Here is a 17,122-nt window from a genome sequence, read left to right on the forward strand (position 1 = left end):
ACGATGAACGCGATGGCATAAAAGGGCGAAATCTTCTTGCCGTCAGAGGAGAAAAGGCTGTGCTGTCAATCAGTTCGCTGAACCCTATTCAGGCGGAAAGACATGCAAAGGGAGAAAAATATGGAAACGGAAATGATGGGCATGCCAGACATTGAGGTTTGTGTTCGCGACATGTTTGGTATCGACAGTGATTTACGTGTGCCAGCTTATTCCACACCCACAGAATTTGTGCCCGATATTGACCCTAAATACGTTTTTAACCCCGAGGTGACATTGGCGATTTTGGCGGGGTTTTCTCATAACCGACGGACATTGGTGCAGGGAATGCACGGCACAGGTAAATCGACGCACATTGAGCAAGTGGCGGCACGATTAAATTGGCCATGTTTGCGTATAAACCTCGATGGTCACATTAGCCGCCTAGACCTGGTAGGGAAAGATACCTTGGTGCTTCGAGACGGCAAACAAGTGACGGAGTTTCAAGATGGTTTGTTGCCGTGGTCGGTGACGCGTCCGATAGCACTTGTTTTGGATGAATACGATGCGGGTCGACCTGACGTGATGTTTGTTATTCAGCGTTTGTTGGAGAAAGAGGGCAAGCTTACCTTGAGTGACAAAAACCGGGTGCTGACACCGCATGCGGCTTTCCGTTTGTTCGCCACGGCAAACACCGTGGGATTGGGGAATCTGCAGGGTTTGTATCACGGGACACACGCGTTAAATCATGCGCAAATTGACCGTTGGAACCTTGTTGTGACGTTGAATTATCTTGCGCCTGAACGCGAAGCGGCCATTGTGTTGTCCCGAGTGCCAACTAAAAACACTGAACAAGGACAACGACTTGTGTCTCAAATGGTGGCGCTTGCGAATTTAACACGTCGAGCGTTCGCGAACGGCGATACCTCTACTCTGATGTCGCCAAGAACGGTGATTATGTGGGCGGAAAACCACGAACTCTTTCCTGATGTTCGTCTCGCTTTTCGTCTGACGTTTCTGAACAAATGTGATGAGTCGGAATGGCCTGTGTTCAATGAGCTTTATCAGCGCTGCTTCGATGAAGAATTGATCGTTCAAAGTCCGCTGTTCGATTCCCAATCTTCTGGCACAGATACAGGCACAAGAGCTTAGCGATGGCAGAGACTCAAACTTCAACTCAACCGCGTTTTACTGTGCTGCAACAGCGCATGCGTGCATTGTCTTCAGCGGCGCTGCGTGCAGAAGTTGGCGATGGCGGTTTACACCTCAAAGCAGGCCAGCTTTACCGTGACACGGTTTTTTTACCTATCACTGCCTCCCATCTTCAGGCTCAAGATCTGGATACGGATTTCAAGGCTCAACGTGGGCGCATTGATGCTATCGCGTCGCGGCTGGTGTTGAGTGATAAGGCGTTGCATCAGTCACTTAAACCCGAGGATCAGATTGCTCGCATGTTGTTTGATTTGCTTGAGCAGTATCGAACAGAAGCGGTGTTCAGTGCCACGTCTCCCATTGGCGTTCAGCGAAATATTCGATATCGATTTGATGCGTGGTGCGCATTATCTACCTGCTCAGGGCTAACAGAATCACGACTTGGGATTTTGCTTTTCACCGTCATTCAAATGGTGCGAATACGTCTGTTTGCGACGCCCATTGATGACGATTTCGAAGACATGATAGAGGCGACGCGAGCGGGTATTGCACCCTTGATTGGTGAAAGCCTTGCGGGTCTTCGTCGCTGCACATATTCACAGAAAGACTACGCGGTTCATGCACTCAAGCTCGCGCAAACCATCGCTGACATGATTCATCAGAGCCAAGAAGAGACAGATGAGGAATCTGAATCTGAACGTGCGATCAATGAGTTTGCTTTGTTACTCGAAGACGAGGTTGCCTTGTCGGAAGACGCAATGATTGCATTAGGTGAAGTCAGTACCGCATTTCAACAGCATCATGGCCACTATCAAGTGTTTACGCGGGAATTTGATACCGAAGTGGATGCGTCGAGCTTGGTGCGATCGGTGCAGCTTGATGAATTTCGTATCCATCTCGATAAGAAATTTCAAACACTAGGTATTAATTGTCGGGAAATCGCGCGGAAACTGGCGCGATATCTCAGTCATCCTCAACGTGATGGCTGGCAGTTTGGGGAAGAGGAAGGGCATATCGATGGACGACGATTGGCGCAGATTGTCACGTCGCCCATGGAAACACGGTTGTTCATGAAAGAGCGATACGTGATTAAACCCGACAGCATGGTCACTCTGCTGATTGATTGCTCTGGTTCAATGCGTCAACACATAGAAAACATCACTTTGCTGGTGGACGGATTGGTACGTTCTCTCGGTTTAGCGGGCATTCCAAGTGAGGTGCTTGGCTTTACGACGAACGCGTGGAATGGCGGGAAGCCTCACCAAAAATGGTTGGCAACGGGCAGACCTGCATTACCGGGTCGGCTCAATGAAGTATGTCACTTGGTGTTTAAAGATGCCGATATGCACTGGCGTCAGGGACGAAAAAATATCGCGGCATTGATGAAAGCGGATCTTTTCCGCGAAGGTATTGATGGTGAAGCGGTTGAATGGGCGTGTAACCGAATGCAAAGGGTCGATGTGTCACGACGCGTGTTGCTCGTTATCTCGGACGGTTGCCCAATGGATTCGGCAACCAACCTCACAAATGATGCGTTTTATCTCGATAATCATTTGATAAATGTGGTTGAACAACGAGAGCAGCGTGGCGATATCATCATGGGGCTTGGCATCGGGTTGGATTTAAGCCGTTACTACCGAAACAGCCTTGCCTTAGACATAGCAAACCCGCCACATCATCGATTGTTGATCGACATCGTGGCGCTAATCGCAACATCTATGAAGAGTGTGTCAATCCGATGATTGTGGAGAGAGCGACAGCGCATTGAGCGAAATACGTCGATATATGCGTACTTTTTTATGTGTTCGTGATGTTTTCATGAAAATATCAGAACGAATTGTTCTATTATTATGAGTGTCGTTGCAGCCATAGCGGCTTTTAACAACTCTGTTTCAATTTTTAACAGTGAAAGTTGTTATTTATTTTGATTTTGATATACAGGTATATCCCTCGCGCTTTCAGAACGTTTGGGTATATACCGCAGAGGAAATCATAAGAATGAAGAACATAGAACAGCCTGATTTGGCGAAGGTAGATGGAGATACGCCAACATTGCGCTTGTTTGCTTTGTTGGAATTGATCGCTGGTAAGGACGAATTTTTCTCTTTGCAAGGTTTAGCCGAAGAAACGGGCATTCCAAAACCCACACTCCACCGTATGCTGCAACAGCTTGAAAGTGCCGCCATTGTGCAACGAGATGGCGATGAACGTCATTACAGCACGGGCACGCGTTTACGTCGCTTATCAGAAAATGTGCTGCTCAATTCCACAACGCACAGTGCAAGACATCAAGTGTTAAACCAATTGCGTGAAGAAGTTGGGGAGAGTTGTAACCTGACATCTCTGTCTGGGGGCGAGATTGTTTATGTTGATCGCGTTGAAACTGAAGCGCCACTTCGCTTTCATTTGCACGCGGGCTCTCGGGTGCCGGTTCACTGTTCGGCAACGGGGAAACTGTTTCTCGCAAGCATGACACCATCGCAGCGTCGCCGTATTCTGGATAACGTAGAACTGAGCGCATTTACTGAGAAAACACTCACAGACGTCGATGCGTTAGAAACTGAGCTAGAAAACGTCCGCTTGTGTGGCTATGCCATCGATAATGAAGAATTTCTGCCTGGTTTGCTTTGTGTTGCTGTCTTGGTGCCTTCAACGCGAGGTCGTTCAAACCTGGCTGTTGCTATTCAAGCGCCCATCATGCGTCTCAAAGCGGAACAAGCATTACATTTCCTTCCTGCACTTCAGCGTGCCTCCCAAGCGTTGGCAAAAATTGAAGCTGAAAGTTGGGATAATGCTGGCTGAGTGCTGAGTTTGTTCAAGTCAAAACAAAATGGCCCTGAAGGGGCCATTTTTTATGTGTGAGTATTGGGTGCTGAGACCTTAACGAAGCAACGCGTCAGCAAGGGAAAGTAACTTGGGAAGGGCGATGCTGCTTGTTGAGGCAATCTCTCGTTGTTCATCCAATACTGCTTGTAAGATCTCTCTTGTGGTCAATGGATTGGCTAACACCACACGGAATACGTTGGTGGTGCGCCTATTCCACTGACTCGGCGTCAAACACGTGCGCGATACAAACGAGTATCCGGCCTCACGCTGTCGCTTTTGAATAAAGATGGTTAAGTCGTTTAGCAACGAATGAATGGCATCGACTTGTTCGGGAGACGCGACGTTTAACGCCGCTTTCACCGTCGGTGGCACATAGCGGTACGTCATCAAACACAATTCTGGGGCGCTCACCAATTCAAAGTCATTCTGCGCCTCAACGAGGTCTGCAAAGTAAGCGGCCTTTTCAACACTTTGATCGATCAAAAGCTCATAACCTTGGCGCCCAATGATGTTGAAGCTGGCAAACAACAACATTGCCATGCCGCTGCGAGAACCTTCAAGGGTGTGGCTGCCGAGGTCTTTTGAGCCTTTCCGCAATATATAGTCGGCGTGATGTTCAATGGCAGAAACCAACGCGGGGTCTTTGAACAACACCATGCCAGCCCCCATGGGCACATACAGTTGTTTATGGGCGTCAATGGTGACCGAATCAGCGCGCTCTATGCCTTTGAGCTTTGGTCGCTGATTATTCGACATCAAACTCGCACCGCCCCACGCTGCATCAACATGGAAATGAATGCCTTCACGCTCGGCAATGTCAGCCATGTGATCGAGAGGGTCGATGTTGCCCGTTTCTGTTGTGCCTGCAACACCAATAAGGGCAAAAGGTTTGATGTTTTTCGCTTTAAGCTCGACGATTTTTTCGTTCAGTTTTTCAAGGCAAATTCGGTTGTTTTCATCGGTTGGAATCGCAACTAAAGATTCTCGACCAATGCCTAACACGTCCGCGGACTTCTTGAGTGAATAATGGCCACGCTCGGACACCAGGATCACCAAATCGTCATAGCCATAATGACGCATGGCGCGGAACAAACCTTCTTCCGCCACACCGTTGAAAACGCCTTCAGGTTTGAGTGCACTGTTTCTTGCCACCCAAAGGGCGGTGATATTGGCAATGGTGCCGCCTGAGCAAAATGCACCAAGCGAATGGGCAGCACTGTGCATCCAGCTTTGGTAGAAATCCTCATTACGCTGGTAAATCAGATTGTGCAACATGCCCAGAACTTGGCGTTCTAGGGGTGTAAAGGCTTTTGATGTTTCGATTTTCACTGTGTTCTGATTCAACGCGATCATGATTTTGGAAAGCGGCATCAGGAAGTAGGGCAGTGCTGACGTCATGTGGCCGATAAAGCGCGGTGACGATGTATGCACAGATTGCGCGACCAATTTTTCGAGTAAAAATGCTGTGTGGTCGGAAACAAACGTCGGCGCATCAGGGATCGTAGGGTTATTAAAATCCTTCTCGATCTCCGTGAGGGAGCAATCTGTGGCTGCGATGTGGTCTTGTAAGAATCGATTAAGGTTTTGAGATATGGCTTGTTCAATCTCGCCTAGGGTCGAATTCGGTGCTTCAGGCACTGTAAAAATGCGGTGTAGGCTCTCCAGTGTTGCTTCTGCCTGTTTAATCTTAACCATCCGGGTACTTTTCTGAAGATTGATGTGCATGATTTACACGATGTTTTCGCAAGATACAACATCGGGTGAGGACAAAGCCAGATTCGTGGGGCACATCGAGGAATTATTGGGGTGTTTTGCATTCAAATCGCGAGTCTATCAGGCAGTGCGACATCGCTCTGCCTGATACGGGATTGTACCGTTAAGACTTATCGCATGCTGTTTCAGCAAGCGACAGCATTTCAGCGTTGTATTGTTGAAGCGGCACTTCGATTTCTTTCGGGTTGCTCAACAAGTCTGCTAACGCAGAACGCAGGTCATAGTTGCCTTCGTGGGCTTTACCTTGGCGGAATGCGAAAACCGTTTTTGCCGATTCTGCCAGTTCGCCGGTCGAACCACTCAACGCTTTTACGTCCTCTTGCGAAAGGCTCAGCCATGATTCAACAGGCGCATCAAAATTTAGCTTACTCGGGTCATTACTAACATAGTAATCAAATGCTTTTTGATTAAAGGTGAAATGGTTGCGGCGTCCTTCAAGGAACCAGTTAGCAACATCTTCCAGATTTTTGTCTTTTTGAATGGTCAAATCAACCAAGTTTTCGTACCACGAAATCGAGGCATCAACGTAATTGTGGTATTTATCCGTGGCGCAAGTCATGTCCATGTCGTTGATGTCTTTCGCGACAGCAATTCCAGGGATCATAGTGGCTAAAAGAATTAAGGCTGAACGACGCATTACGCAAATCCTTTTTGGTCGAGAGTTATCGTCAAAGAAGTTGCTGACGAATTTATTTTTATGGTTGCAATGGTAATGGTAGTGATAACTGATTGAAAACGAAAATTTCACGAATAGAAAGGTGAGTGTCACAATCCCCGTGATTTCACTGCCATCTCAGTAAAAATGAGCGCTAGAGAAGAAAATATACACGAACATCCCCATACATTTATTTAAGGGATCCTTTGCGTATTTTGGGTTAATCGTTTGGTCATGCCTATAAAAAAACGCCTTCCCGCGCGAACAGAAAGGCGTTGTTGTTTGTGTGACTGACTATCGGGTTGGCAGACGCTTTTCCGTGTCTTTGTCGAACAAGTGAATGTTGCTCTCAGAAATGGTCAGCGGCAGTGTCGCGTTATCTTCTATTTTCACGTGGCCTTCAACGCGCAACGTCATTTCATGTGTTGTGCCAGCCAACACACCATAGATAAGAAGATCGGCGCCGAGGGATTCGGTTAACGTCACCGTCATGCTGATCATCTTTTCGTCTGGGTTATCGGTGATTTGCAGGTGCTCAGGGCGCAGACCGGCAACAACATCTCTGACTTCCGTGTTCGTGGTCGGTAAGGTTTCACCATTATCGAAAACGATGCGGCCACCATCCAATTTTGCAGGGATGATGTTCATTGATGGGCTGCCGATGAAGGTGGCGACGAACAGAGATTGTGGCTCGTCATACACCTCTAGCGGTGAGCCTATTTGTTCTACATCACCACCATTAAGCACCACAAGGCGATCCGCCAATGTCATGGCTTCGACTTGGTCATGCGTAACGTAAACCGCGGTGGTATTGAGGTTTCGTTGCAGCTTTTTGATTTCAAGACGCATTTGAACACGCAGCTTAGCATCAAGGTTCGACAAGGGTTCATCGAACAGGAATGCTTTAGGGCGACGAACAATCGCGCGACCCATCGCAACGCGCTGACGTTGACCGCCAGACAACTGCGAAGGGCGACGTTTGAGCAGATGGTCGAGCTCGAGCATCTGAGCAACGTCATTGACTGTCTTTTCAATTTCGTCTTTTGGTACGCCACGATTACGCAAACCGTAGGCCATGTTATTGAAGACGGTCATGTGCGGGTACAGTGCATAGTTCTGGAACACCATGGCGATGTCACGCTCGCCGGGTTCGCGTTCATTTACGCGTTGTTCATCAATAGAAAGTGTTCCGCCAGAAATGGTTTCCAAGCCTGCAATCATGCGCAATAAGGTTGATTTTCCGCAGCCACTAGGGCCGACAAGAACAATCATTTCACCATCATTGATGGCGAGATCAACACCATGAATTGCTTTGAACCCATTGGGGTACACTTTACTGATCTGATCGAGTGTTACTGTTGCCATTCACGCATCCTCTGTGTGAAAGTTTTCTATCAACCGGATAATTGGTGTTTATTTTTCTGTTTCTACAAGACCTTTCACGAAGAGTCTTTGCATACCAAGTACCACTAATACGGGGGGCACCATTGCCATCAGCGTGGTTGCCATCACTCTGTTCCATTCCACTTCGCCATCACCGACAGCAAGCATGCGCTGAATGCTCATTACGATGGTGTAGTAGTTATCATCAGTGGTGATCAACAGTGGCCAGAGGTACTGGTTCCAACCGTAGATAAAGGTGATAACAAACAAGGCAGCGATGTTAGTGCGTGAAAGCGGAAGCAAAATATCAAAGAAGAACTTGATAGGGCCTGCGCCGTCAATTCGCGCCGCTTCGAGCAGTTCACCAGGCACGGTTAAGAAGAACTGGCGGAACAAGAAGGTGGCGGTTGCACTCGCAATCAGAGGAATGGTTAATCCTGACATGGTGTTAAGCATGCTGAGATCAGCAATGACCTGAAATGTCGGCATGATCCGCACTTCAACAGGCAGCATGAGGGTCATGAAAATCACCCAAAACGCCAACATACGGCCAGGAAAACGGAAATAAACCACGGCATAAGCTGACAGGATGGAGATCGACAGCTTGCCGAAAGCAATGCCCAGCGCCATTAAGGTCGAGTTCCACAACATGCCCGCAACCGTGATATCAAGCTCACGCGATGTGCCTTCGGTGAAGACTTCAATGAACACATCAAGGCCACGGTCGCCAAACCAGAGCGGTGTCATGCCACTGACGAATTCTTTGCTGTCGTGCGTTGCGGCCGTTAATGCCAGCCACACGGGCAGCGCGACAATCAGTACACCGACAATAAGCACAAAGTGGCTGAAAAAGGTGAGTAGGGGTCGTCTTTCTACCATTAGTAAGCCACCTTCTTCTCAACGTAACGGAACTGAATCACGGTCAAAATACCCACCAAGATCATGAGCAGAACAGACTGTGCAGCGGATGAGCCTAGGTTCAGGCCAACAAAGCCATCTGAGTACACCTTATACACCAAGGTGGTGGTTGAACTGCCTGGACCGCCTTGTGTCATCGCGTGGATAACGCCAAAAGTATCGAAGAAGGCGTAAACCAAATTGATAACCAACAAGAAGAACGATGTGGGTGATAGCAGTGGGAAAATAATGGTGAAGAAGCGTTTCGCTGGGCCAGCACCGTCAATCGCACCCGCTTCAATCAGTGAGCGAGGAATGGATTGAAGGCCTGCCAAGAAAAACAAGAAGTTGTAACTGATCTGCTTCCATGTTGCGGCGATAACCACCATGGTCATGCCGTGACTGCCATTGATGAAGGGGTTCCATTCCACCCCCATGGCAGAAAGTGCATGGGCAAGCACGCCAACGGTTGGGTTGAACATGAACAACCAAAGGACACCAGCAACGGCTGGGGCGACCGCGTAAGGCCAAATTAACAAGGTTTTATAGGTCGTTGCACCTTTGATGACGTGGTCGGCCATCACGGCCAGCAACAAAGAGACACTTAGCGCGAGCACGGCGACAGCGAAGCTGAAGAATAGTGTGGTGCCAAAGGTTTCAAAATATGTGCTGTCTTCAAACAATTCGAAGAAATTACTAAGCCCAACAAATTCAGTGTTTAAACCAAAAGGGTCTTCTAGCAAGGTTGATTGCCAAACTGCTTGTCCCGCAGGCCACAAAAAGAACACAAAGGTGATGATTAATTGCGGAGCGAGGAGCATGAGTGGCAGTAGGGTGTTTTGGAAAACGGGTTTGTTATCCATAAGCTATCTGCATCTCTTCCATGAAGGAGGGGGGCGAACCCGCCCTCCGTCTGATTACTTATTTTTAGCCAAACTAGGAACTGACGTTGTTATGAGTTCAACGTTACGTTCGAGGGTTACTTGTTTGCTTTAGCAAACTTAGCCAGTAGGACATTGCTGCGTTTTACTGCTTTGTCTAAGGCTTCTTGCGCCGTTGCATCACCAGACCAAACGTTCTCAAGCTCTTCGTTGATCACATCGCGGATCTGAACGAAGTTGCCAAGACGAATGCCTTTTGACGCTGGCGTAGGTTCAACGGATGTCATCTGCGTGATGGCGACGTCGGTACCTGGATTTTTGTCGTAGAAACCTTCTTTCTTGCTTTGCTCGTAAGCGGCGTGCGTGATCGGTAAGTAGCCCGTGAACTGGTGCCAGTCAGCTTGAATGTCACTGCTCGACATGAACTTGAAGAATTCCGCTACGCCTTCATAGTCTTTCTTGTCGTGGCCTTGTAATACCCACAAGGTCGCGCCGCCAATGATGGAGTTTTGAGGGTTCTTGATTTCAGATTCGTAGTAAGGCAGTTGCGATACGCCAAATTCGAAGCCATCAACGTTACCCTTGATACCCGCGTAAGACGCTGACGAGTTCATGTACATTGCACATTCACCGCTGTAGAACAATGGTGCGCTGTCTGAACGGCGGCCACCGTATTTGAACGTGCCGTCTTTTTGCCATTCAGCCAATTGGTTGATGTGCTTAACAAACGGTTTGTTGTTGATCTGCAGTTTTGCATCAGTGCTGCTGAAACCGTTGTCTGCAGTGGCAATAGGTTGGTTGTGGCGCGCACCGAAGTTTTCGATTTGAACCCATGATTGCCAACCTGTGGTGAAGCCACACGTTACGCCGTTATCACGTAGCTTTTTAGCAACGTCGCCCATCTCTTCCCACGTTTTTGGCGGGGTGACACCGGCTTTAGCAAACAAATCTTTGTTGTAATAAAGCACAGGGGTCGAGCTGTTAAATGGCATCGATAGCATGTTGCCATCGGTGTCTGTGTAATAACCTGCTACGGATGAGAGGTATTCTGATGAATCGAACGGCGTTTCTGTGTCTTTCATCAGTTCGTATACTGGGTAAATTGCCCCTTTGGCCGACATCATTGTCGCCGTACCCACTTCAAACACCTGCACGATTTCAGGTTGTTGTTTGGCACGAAATGCCGCAACTGCGCCCGTCATGGTTTCTGTGTAGTTGCCTTTGTAAACTGGCTTAACCACGAATTCCGTTTGGCTTGCGTTAAACTTGTCAGCAATTTCATTAACTTTCTCGCCCAAGTTTCCGCCCATTGCGTGCCACCATTCAATTTCGGTAGTCGCTTGAGCATATCCTGAGCACAGCAGTAGAAGTGAAGATACACCTGCTAGTTTGTTCAACTTCATTGTTAACTCCTTGTAGAGCCAATTGGCTAGTTTCGCTGGGGTGGGTATTTTCTTTCGAGTATCTTAATGTTCGTTAGAACGCTTAACTGTGACCGTACGAGCGAAATGTTACAAAAACGTTATATCATCGGGTGAATTTTCTGTCACCTATGTATAGAGCCTTGTAATGAAAGTCGCTTATTTGAGAGAGAACTTATTGATGTAAAAGCATCAGATATGTTGTTTACGTGAATATAGACACAAAAAAACACCGCATCACTAAGGTCTGCGGTGTTAATAAAAACATGAGGGTATGACAGAAATACGTCGGATTGTTTACAGATTTGCTGCCATGACGGCGGCACGAAGTTGACGCAGCGTTTCGTCGATTGACTGGTCGTTGTTATTGAAAAACTGAGACAGCACATCGAACATCGCGCGCTGTGAGGCTCTGCCAACGGCCATGTCATGAGAAAAACTCGGCACAAGTTTGTCTGAAGCGGCTGCGCGCGTGAACGCGTTGAAGGAGTTTTGTGCGCAACTGTCGAAGTCGGATAAATTCATGTCAAGTCGAACAGGAATAGACCCTTTGTCTTTGTTAAAGATACGCTGGAAGTTTGGTGTCATGATCAAGGTCGCCAGCGCCTCTTGAGAATCCACTTTTCGTTTGTCGCTTGATTTGAAAAAGACAAAACTGTCGATGTTAAACGCGAATTGATGTTGCGTGCCTGGCGCGGGAACACAAATAAAATCGCGCCCTGGGATTTTACCTTTAGCAGCAAATTCGCCCTTGGCCCAATCTCCCATGACCTGCATGGCGGCCTTTCCTTCAATGACCAAAGATGTTGTGTCACTCCAGTTTCGGCCCGGTGCATCGGCATCGGTAAAGGCTTTCATTTTTCTAAATGTTACCAGCGCCTCACGCATTTTATCGCTGGACAACGTGTCACTGTCTTGTTTGACAAAAGCGCGTCGATAATCCGCTGCCCCTAGTGTCGCGAGCGCAATAGAATCAAATAGGGTGGCTTCTTGCCAAGGTTCTTCACCTAAGGCGAGAGGGATGTAACCTGCTTTCTTGATTTTTTCTGCAACGATGAAAAATTCATCCAACGTTGTTGGTACTGCAACGCCGACATCTTTAAAAATATCAGGGTTTGCCCATAGCCAGTTTACACGGTGAATGTTGAAGGGAACGGCAACGTAGTGCCCATTGGCTTTGAGTATGTCGGAGATGCGCTTTGGTAGCAGACTGTCCCAACCTTGCTCTTGAGCAATGCGATCAAGGTTGGTGAGAAAACCAAAGTTCCCCCAATCTTTTATGTCAGGGCCTTTAATTTGTGCGGCATCTGGCAAGTTGCCAGAAAGGGCACGAATACGGAGCGTGTTAAGGGCACTTTCGCCTGCTCGTCCCGGCACAGCGAAATCTCGCCATTCATGGCCTTTCTCGTTCATCATCTGCTTGAGGGAATCAACCGAGCGCGCTTCTCCGCCGCTGGTCCACCAATGCAGCACTTCAACATCACCCGCATGGGAGGATAAAGACGTAGCGAGCACTAAACTGGCGGCAAGGCATTTCATGTGAGTAGCAGACCTCATTGCTCGACCTTCGGGAAAGCAATGTCTATCTGCAAACCGCCATTCTGTCGGTTAGATAAGATGATCTCACCACCGTGTGCTCGAATGATGTTTTTGGCGATACCTAGCCCTAAGCCAGTGCCATGCACATCAGTGTGCAGTCGGAAGTAAGGATCGAACACTTTCTTCAAATGCTCTTCTGGAATACCAGGGCCATTGTCGATCAGCGTGATGTCGAGCGATTTTTCGCTGTCTTGCACATATACAGTGACTTCATCACCGTATTTCACGCTGTTATCAATGAGGTTGGTTAAACAGCGTTTAAAGGCGAGGGGTTTACAACTGAATGGCAAATTTTGAGCACCACGGATGAACACGCGTTGGCGTTGTGGGTTATGGACTTCGGCCACGGAGTTCAAAATGTTGAGTACATCAATGTTGGTGACGTTTTCGTGGATATCCGTGTCTTTCACCGTTTGAAGTGCGCCTTTCACCATGATCTCGAGTTCATCGAGGTCTTTGTTGATTTTGGCGGCTTGGACTTCGTTATCAATCAGTTCTGCCCGCAAGCGTAAGCGGGTGATCGGTGTTTTAAGATCGTGTGAAATTGAACCAAACAGCTTTTCTCTATCATGCATGTAACGCTGCATGCGTTTCTGCATAAGGTTAAACGCGCGGGTCACGGTCGTGATTTCGCTCGCGCCTTCTTCAACCAATTCAGGTTGCTCAATGTCTGTACTTAATCGGTTTGCTGCCAACGCTAAGCGTTTAAGTGGGCGTGTCTGGTTTCGGATCAGGGTGAATGTAAAGATGAGCAGAAGTATGGTGATCGCGACAAGAAACACCAATTGGTCTGCATTCACTAAGTCGTTTTCTAAAGTCACATAAGGCGCGGGAAGCAGGGCCGCGATATATACCCATTGGTTGGTATCTAATTCTATTTGGACCACGAGCACCGGTGGATTTAACGGCTCTAGCGTGAGGGTATGGTGTGCCCAAGATTTAGGTAAATCTGATAAAAGCAGGTTGTTGTTCAGCACGCGCAGTGTTTCGGGACGCGAAAAGTTAATCAATATGTTTTCGACGTTGGGCAGCTTTTGCTCCATCACACCTTGAATCGTGTCAACGGCTTCACGTTTGGAGATGGTGTCTGGAATCGGATCGATGCGTATTTCTTCTGTATTAAACGACACAAAGAAGCGAGCGCCGCCCATGTTTCGCAATTGCTCTAGGGCAATATGGCGATATTCAGCGGGCAGAGATTGAAAGAACGAGGTCGTTGAAGCGAAGACCTGCGCCATACTTTCTGATGCCGCTTTTAAACCTTCTACTTCACGCTGTTTAGATTGGGTATACCAAAAAAGACTGGCGACTGCCTGTGCGATAAACACAGACAGTATCGTAAGCACGAGTGTACGAGAAAGCAGCGAACGCGGCCAAAAGTATTGTTTAAGATTCATAGGTGATGTCTGCAACGAACATATAGCCGTTACCGCGCACGGTCTTAATGATGGTCGATTGACGGCCGTTGTCTTTTAAGCGTTGACGAAGACGGCTAACTTGTACGTCGATCCCGCGTTCTTGTGGTGTTGCATCGCGACCACGTGTTGCATGTGAAATGGCATTTCTATCCATCAATTGCTGCGGATGTTCAATGAACAACATCAAAAGCGCAAAATCGGATGAGGTCATTTCCACGTCTTGGCCAGTGACTTGGTGATTCAAACGTTGAGTCACAGGATCTAAGCGCCATTGGGCAAAGCGAATGGCTTTTTGTTTCGACAGAGTGGTGTCCTGCAACTGCTGCGTGCGACGAAGCAGGGCACGAATACGTGCAACAAGTTGACGAGGGCTAAAAGGTTTCGCGATGTAATCATCGGCCCCCAATTCTAAGCCGATGATTTGATCAGTTTCGTCTGACACGGCCGTGAGCATAATGATAGGCACGGTGGAATCTTGGCGAACGTATTTACACAAAGTAAAGCCGTCATCACCCGGCAACATGATGTCCAGCAAGATGAGGTCAGGGTATTGCACAGCTAATTTTGCTTTCATTTCCTGTCCGTTCTGCGCAGTCATTACGTCGTAACCCGCCTTAGACAAGTATTCTTGAAGCAGTTCGCGGATTTCGAAATCGTCATCCACCACTAGGATCCGCTTCTGATTAACCATGCAAGGGTGTCCTCTTATTCTTGAGATTAAGGTCAATATTATCTTAGAGATATGGGTTCAGTGCTAGCAGTAGGAAGGGTTTTTGTCGTTCAGGGCGGAATCAGTGTACGAATTGTTGATTTCGCATACAAAAAAACGCCTCCACTGACGTTGAGGCGTTTTTTGTATTAGGGGGAATGTGAGGGCTTAGTTGCCAGAATGCATCGCTTTGTTAATGCACCATGCTGCGCCGCCCCAAGTGATACCAAAACCAATTAGCATCATGATGATTGCACCTGTTGTCATGCGGCACCTTCCTGTTCGTTAGTTGTTTCGCGCGCTGGACGAGAAACAAGGTTAATAATGATTCCGACAGCGACGAGGGCTGCTGTTAGTCCCCAGCCAAGAAGACGTAATTCGTTCTGCGCATAACCGCCGTAGCCGTTTTCGAATGTGTTGAGCAGGTTAGAACCGACAATCCATGCCAACATCAGTGGGCTAACGAATCGGATACATACTTCAAGCCAAATACCCACATTGAATTCAGACACTTTATTCACGTGTGCGCGAATGTCAGAGACCTTAATGAGCCAACCAAGGATAACCAATTCGATCAAGCAGCTCGCCAATAGCGCAACGTTGTTGATGAAGTAATCAACCAAGTCGAGAAGCAAGAGTCCGCCATTGGTTGCGAACGCCATCGAAACGGCGAAGCCAATACCACAGACTAATGATGCTGCTTTCTTACGGCTGATGTTGAGTTTGTCGATAATCGAAGAGGTCACCGCTTCAATGATCGAGATGTGTGAGCTTAAACCCGCGACAACAAGCGCTAAGAAGAACACTGGGCCCAAGATATATGGGGCTGGCAGTAAGTTAATCGCTGCTGGAAGGGTAACAAACGCAAGACCGACGCCACCACTGACTACGTCTGTGATTGCTTTACCTTGCTCTCCTGCCATGTAACCCAGAATGGAGAAGATGAGTACACCGGCCATGATGGAGAAACCGCAGTTGATTAATACTGTCATGAAGGCGTTATTGCTGACATCGGATTTCTCTGGCAAGTAGCTAGAGTATGCAAGCATGATGGCAAAGCCGACTGACAGCGTGAAGAAGATTTGGCCGTAAGCGGCTGACCAAACTTTGGTGTCACTCAGCTTGCTGAAGTCTGGCGTGAACAGGTAGTTCAATCCATCCACTGCGCCTGGCAGGAATATCATGCGACCGATAAGCAGGAGCACCATAATGAACAGAAGTGGCATCATGATTTTGCTAGCACGCTCGATGCCGCCTTTAACGCCAGTAAACACTGCGGCAAAGGTGATTGCCCAAGCAAGCGCCATTGGGATGGCGATATGCAGCTGCAAGTTACCTAGGCTTGTCGGGGAGTTATCGCCCAGCTTCAGGTATTCGCCGAAGAAGAAAGCATTGGTATCAGTGCCCCAGCTTTGGTCAATAGCGAAGCCAACGTAAGACATTGCCCAGCCAATCACTGCAACATAATAAACAGCAATGGTTGCAGCAATGCCTACTTGGAACCAACCGAGCCATTCAAATTTTGTATTTAGCTTAGAAAATACAACCGGTGCAGAACCACGAAGCTTATGACCAAGGCCAAACTCCATGATCATGAAAGGAATACCTGCGGTAATCATGGCGAAAAGGTAAGGAATAAAAAATGCGCCACCGCCATTTTCATAAGCCATATAAGGGAAACGCCAGATGTTTCCTAGGCCGATTGCTGAGCCCACTGCCGCCATAATAAAGCCGGCGCGTGAGCCCCATTGTTCTCTTTTCATAACTTCTCCTTGTCGAAGTGTTTACGCATTATTCGCGTCAGAAATGACGCTATAGGTCGCTGATATTCTTGGGTAAGCAGCGTAAACCTCTGCGTTTTAAGGTGTTCCACCCACCTTTGTTCTCATTCTTTGGTTTTCCCATCGTTAAAAGCAAAATAATAAACTGCCCACGAGGTTAAATGCAGACTAAACATTGGAGATAGGTAAAGCAATAGCGCATAAGTCTTCAATGTTTGGTTTGATATTCGTGAATGCTCTGTTAAATATTGTTTATGTGGTGTGATGTAACGAGTGGTTGGGATTAATGGTGTATTGAACTAATGAGGGATAGGTCTGTTAGTGAAAAGTTGTGAATTGGTAAAACGGTTCGTTTGTCGGAAAAGTGAGCAGATTTGCGCTTTATCTCTAAATTTGAATGCTAATGGTGATTTTATCGTGCTTTAACCGCATCGTTGTTGCTTTCTAATTTGATCTTTACAAAGTGAGTATGGGTTGTATCTATATGAATATATTGTTTTATATTTCAATTTTTCACTGGATTTACAATATCTCCGTTAAATGATTGTTAATTTTTATGGTGACGTTTAATTGTACATTAAACAACACTATTCTGAGGGTTTTGGTCGGCTTTTATTGCATTTTTTGAATAGTTATTCGTGTTTCTAGTAT

At 47.5% G+C, this 17,122-nt stretch carries 14 protein-coding genes; 3 read left to right on the forward strand and 11 right to left on the reverse strand.

Features of this window, described 5'->3' with window-relative positions:
* Window positions 1-120 precede the first annotated feature (120 nt).
* From BCT27_RS21300 to BCT27_RS21310, 3 genes are all read left to right on the forward strand, one after another.
* Window positions 121-1,128 carry an AAA family ATPase gene (locus BCT27_RS21300; protein ID WP_102396705.1) on the forward strand — a complete coding sequence of 336 codons (1,008 nt, stop codon included), beginning with the start codon at window positions 121-123 and terminating at the stop codon, window positions 1,126-1,128.
* 2 nt (window positions 1,129-1,130) lie between these two features.
* Complete coding sequence (locus BCT27_RS21305; protein ID WP_102396706.1) at window positions 1,131-2,870, forward strand: cobaltochelatase CobT-related protein; 1,740 nt, start codon at window positions 1,131-1,133, stop codon at window positions 2,868-2,870.
* Window positions 2,871-3,126: 256 nt separating this feature from the next.
* Window positions 3,127-3,930, forward strand: a complete 804-nt coding sequence (locus BCT27_RS21310; RefSeq protein ID WP_017009422.1) for an IclR family transcriptional regulator — start codon at window positions 3,127-3,129, stop codon at window positions 3,928-3,930.
* A gap of 78 nt (window positions 3,931-4,008) precedes the next feature.
* On the opposite strand, the gene panP is transcribed toward BCT27_RS21310, so the two are convergent.
* The 11 genes from panP to BCT27_RS21365 form a co-directional block, all read right to left on the reverse strand.
* A complete protein-coding gene (gene panP / locus BCT27_RS21315; RefSeq protein WP_102396707.1) occupies window positions 4,009-5,649 on the reverse strand; it encodes a pyridoxal-dependent aspartate 1-decarboxylase PanP in 1,641 nt (546 codons plus the stop codon).
* Between the two features lie 181 nt (window positions 5,650-5,830).
* On the reverse strand, window positions 5,831-6,364 hold the full coding sequence (locus BCT27_RS21320) for a hypothetical protein (RefSeq protein ID WP_102316392.1): 534 nt from the start codon (window positions 6,362-6,364) through the stop codon (window positions 5,831-5,833).
* 312 nt (window positions 6,365-6,676) lie between these two features.
* Entirely contained in the window at window positions 6,677-7,747 is a 1,071-nt protein-coding gene (ugpC, locus tag BCT27_RS21325; RefSeq protein ID WP_017009425.1) for a sn-glycerol-3-phosphate ABC transporter ATP-binding protein UgpC, read from the reverse strand.
* Window positions 7,748-7,795: 48 nt separating this feature from the next.
* Window positions 7,796-8,644, reverse strand: coding sequence for a sn-glycerol-3-phosphate ABC transporter permease UgpE (ugpE, locus tag BCT27_RS21330; RefSeq protein WP_017009426.1), 849 nt, complete (start codon window positions 8,642-8,644; stop codon window positions 7,796-7,798).
* Window positions 8,644-9,525, reverse strand: coding sequence for a sn-glycerol-3-phosphate ABC transporter permease UgpA (gene ugpA, locus BCT27_RS21335; protein ID WP_017009427.1), 882 nt, complete (start codon window positions 9,523-9,525; stop codon window positions 8,644-8,646). Before ugpA ends, ugpE begins: the two co-directional genes overlap by 1 nt.
* A gap of 116 nt (window positions 9,526-9,641) precedes the next feature.
* Entirely contained in the window at window positions 9,642-10,946 is a 1,305-nt protein-coding gene (ugpB, locus tag BCT27_RS21340; RefSeq protein ID WP_102316393.1) for a sn-glycerol-3-phosphate ABC transporter substrate-binding protein UgpB, read from the reverse strand.
* Between the two features lie 315 nt (window positions 10,947-11,261).
* Window positions 11,262-12,503: an ABC transporter substrate-binding protein gene (locus BCT27_RS21345; RefSeq protein ID WP_102392282.1), complete on the reverse strand. Its 1,242-nt coding sequence runs from the start codon at window positions 12,501-12,503 to the stop codon at window positions 11,262-11,264.
* A gap of 14 nt (window positions 12,504-12,517) precedes the next feature.
* Complete coding sequence (locus BCT27_RS21350; protein WP_102316395.1) at window positions 12,518-13,960, reverse strand: ATP-binding protein; 1,443 nt, start codon at window positions 13,958-13,960, stop codon at window positions 12,518-12,520.
* Window positions 13,950-14,672, reverse strand: coding sequence for a response regulator (locus BCT27_RS21355; RefSeq protein ID WP_102316396.1), 723 nt, complete (start codon window positions 14,670-14,672; stop codon window positions 13,950-13,952). Before BCT27_RS21355 ends, BCT27_RS21350 begins: the two co-directional genes overlap by 11 nt.
* A gap of 186 nt (window positions 14,673-14,858) precedes the next feature.
* Window positions 14,859-14,957, reverse strand: a complete 99-nt coding sequence (locus BCT27_RS21360) for a MetS family NSS transporter small subunit (protein WP_102316397.1) — start codon at window positions 14,955-14,957, stop codon at window positions 14,859-14,861.
* Window positions 14,954-16,453, reverse strand: a complete 1,500-nt coding sequence (locus BCT27_RS21365) for a sodium-dependent transporter (RefSeq protein ID WP_102396708.1) — start codon at window positions 16,451-16,453, stop codon at window positions 14,954-14,956. Before BCT27_RS21365 ends, BCT27_RS21360 begins: the two co-directional genes overlap by 4 nt.
* Window positions 16,454-17,122: the final 669 nt, after the last annotated feature.

The organism is Enterovibrio norvegicus, assembly GCF_002876705.1.
GTDB classification, from domain to species: domain Bacteria; phylum Pseudomonadota; class Gammaproteobacteria; order Enterobacterales; family Vibrionaceae; genus Enterovibrio; species Enterovibrio norvegicus_B.

Bases quoted from the DNA above. Each gene is read 5' to 3' on its own strand.
- BCT27_RS21310 (WP_017009422.1), top strand. From the start codon at position 3,127: ATGAAGAACATAGAACAGCCTGATTTGGCGAAGGTAGATGGAGATACG.
- BCT27_RS21345 (WP_102392282.1), bottom strand. From the start codon at position 12,503: ATGAAATGCCTTGCCGCCAGTTTAGTGCTCGCTACGTCTTTATCCTCC.
- BCT27_RS21365 (WP_102396708.1), bottom strand. From the start codon at position 16,453: ATGAAAAGAGAACAATGGGGCTCACGCGCCGGCTTTATTATGGCGGCA.
- ugpC (WP_017009425.1), bottom strand. From the start codon at position 7,747: ATGGCAACAGTAACACTCGATCAGATCAGTAAAGTGTACCCCAATGGG.
- BCT27_RS21305 (WP_102396706.1), top strand. From the start codon at position 1,131: ATGGCAGAGACTCAAACTTCAACTCAACCGCGTTTTACTGTGCTGCAA.
- BCT27_RS21355 (WP_102316396.1), bottom strand. From the start codon at position 14,672: ATGGTTAATCAGAAGCGGATCCTAGTGGTGGATGACGATTTCGAAATC.
- panP (WP_102396707.1), bottom strand. From the start codon at position 5,649: ATGGTTAAGATTAAACAGGCAGAAGCAACACTGGAGAGCCTACACCGC.
- BCT27_RS21300 (WP_102396705.1), top strand. From the start codon at position 121: ATGGAAACGGAAATGATGGGCATGCCAGACATTGAGGTTTGTGTTCGC.
- ugpA (WP_017009427.1), bottom strand. From the start codon at position 9,525: ATGGATAACAAACCCGTTTTCCAAAACACCCTACTGCCACTCATGCTC.
- BCT27_RS21360 (WP_102316397.1), bottom strand. From the start codon at position 14,957: ATGACAACAGGTGCAATCATCATGATGCTAATTGGTTTTGGTATCACT.
- BCT27_RS21350 (WP_102316395.1), bottom strand. From the start codon at position 13,960: ATGAATCTTAAACAATACTTTTGGCCGCGTTCGCTGCTTTCTCGTACA.
- ugpE (WP_017009426.1), bottom strand. From the start codon at position 8,644: ATGGTAGAAAGACGACCCCTACTCACCTTTTTCAGCCACTTTGTGCTT.
- ugpB (WP_102316393.1), bottom strand. From the start codon at position 10,946: ATGAAGTTGAACAAACTAGCAGGTGTATCTTCACTTCTACTGCTGTGC.
- BCT27_RS21320 (WP_102316392.1), bottom strand. From the start codon at position 6,364: ATGCGTCGTTCAGCCTTAATTCTTTTAGCCACTATGATCCCTGGAATT.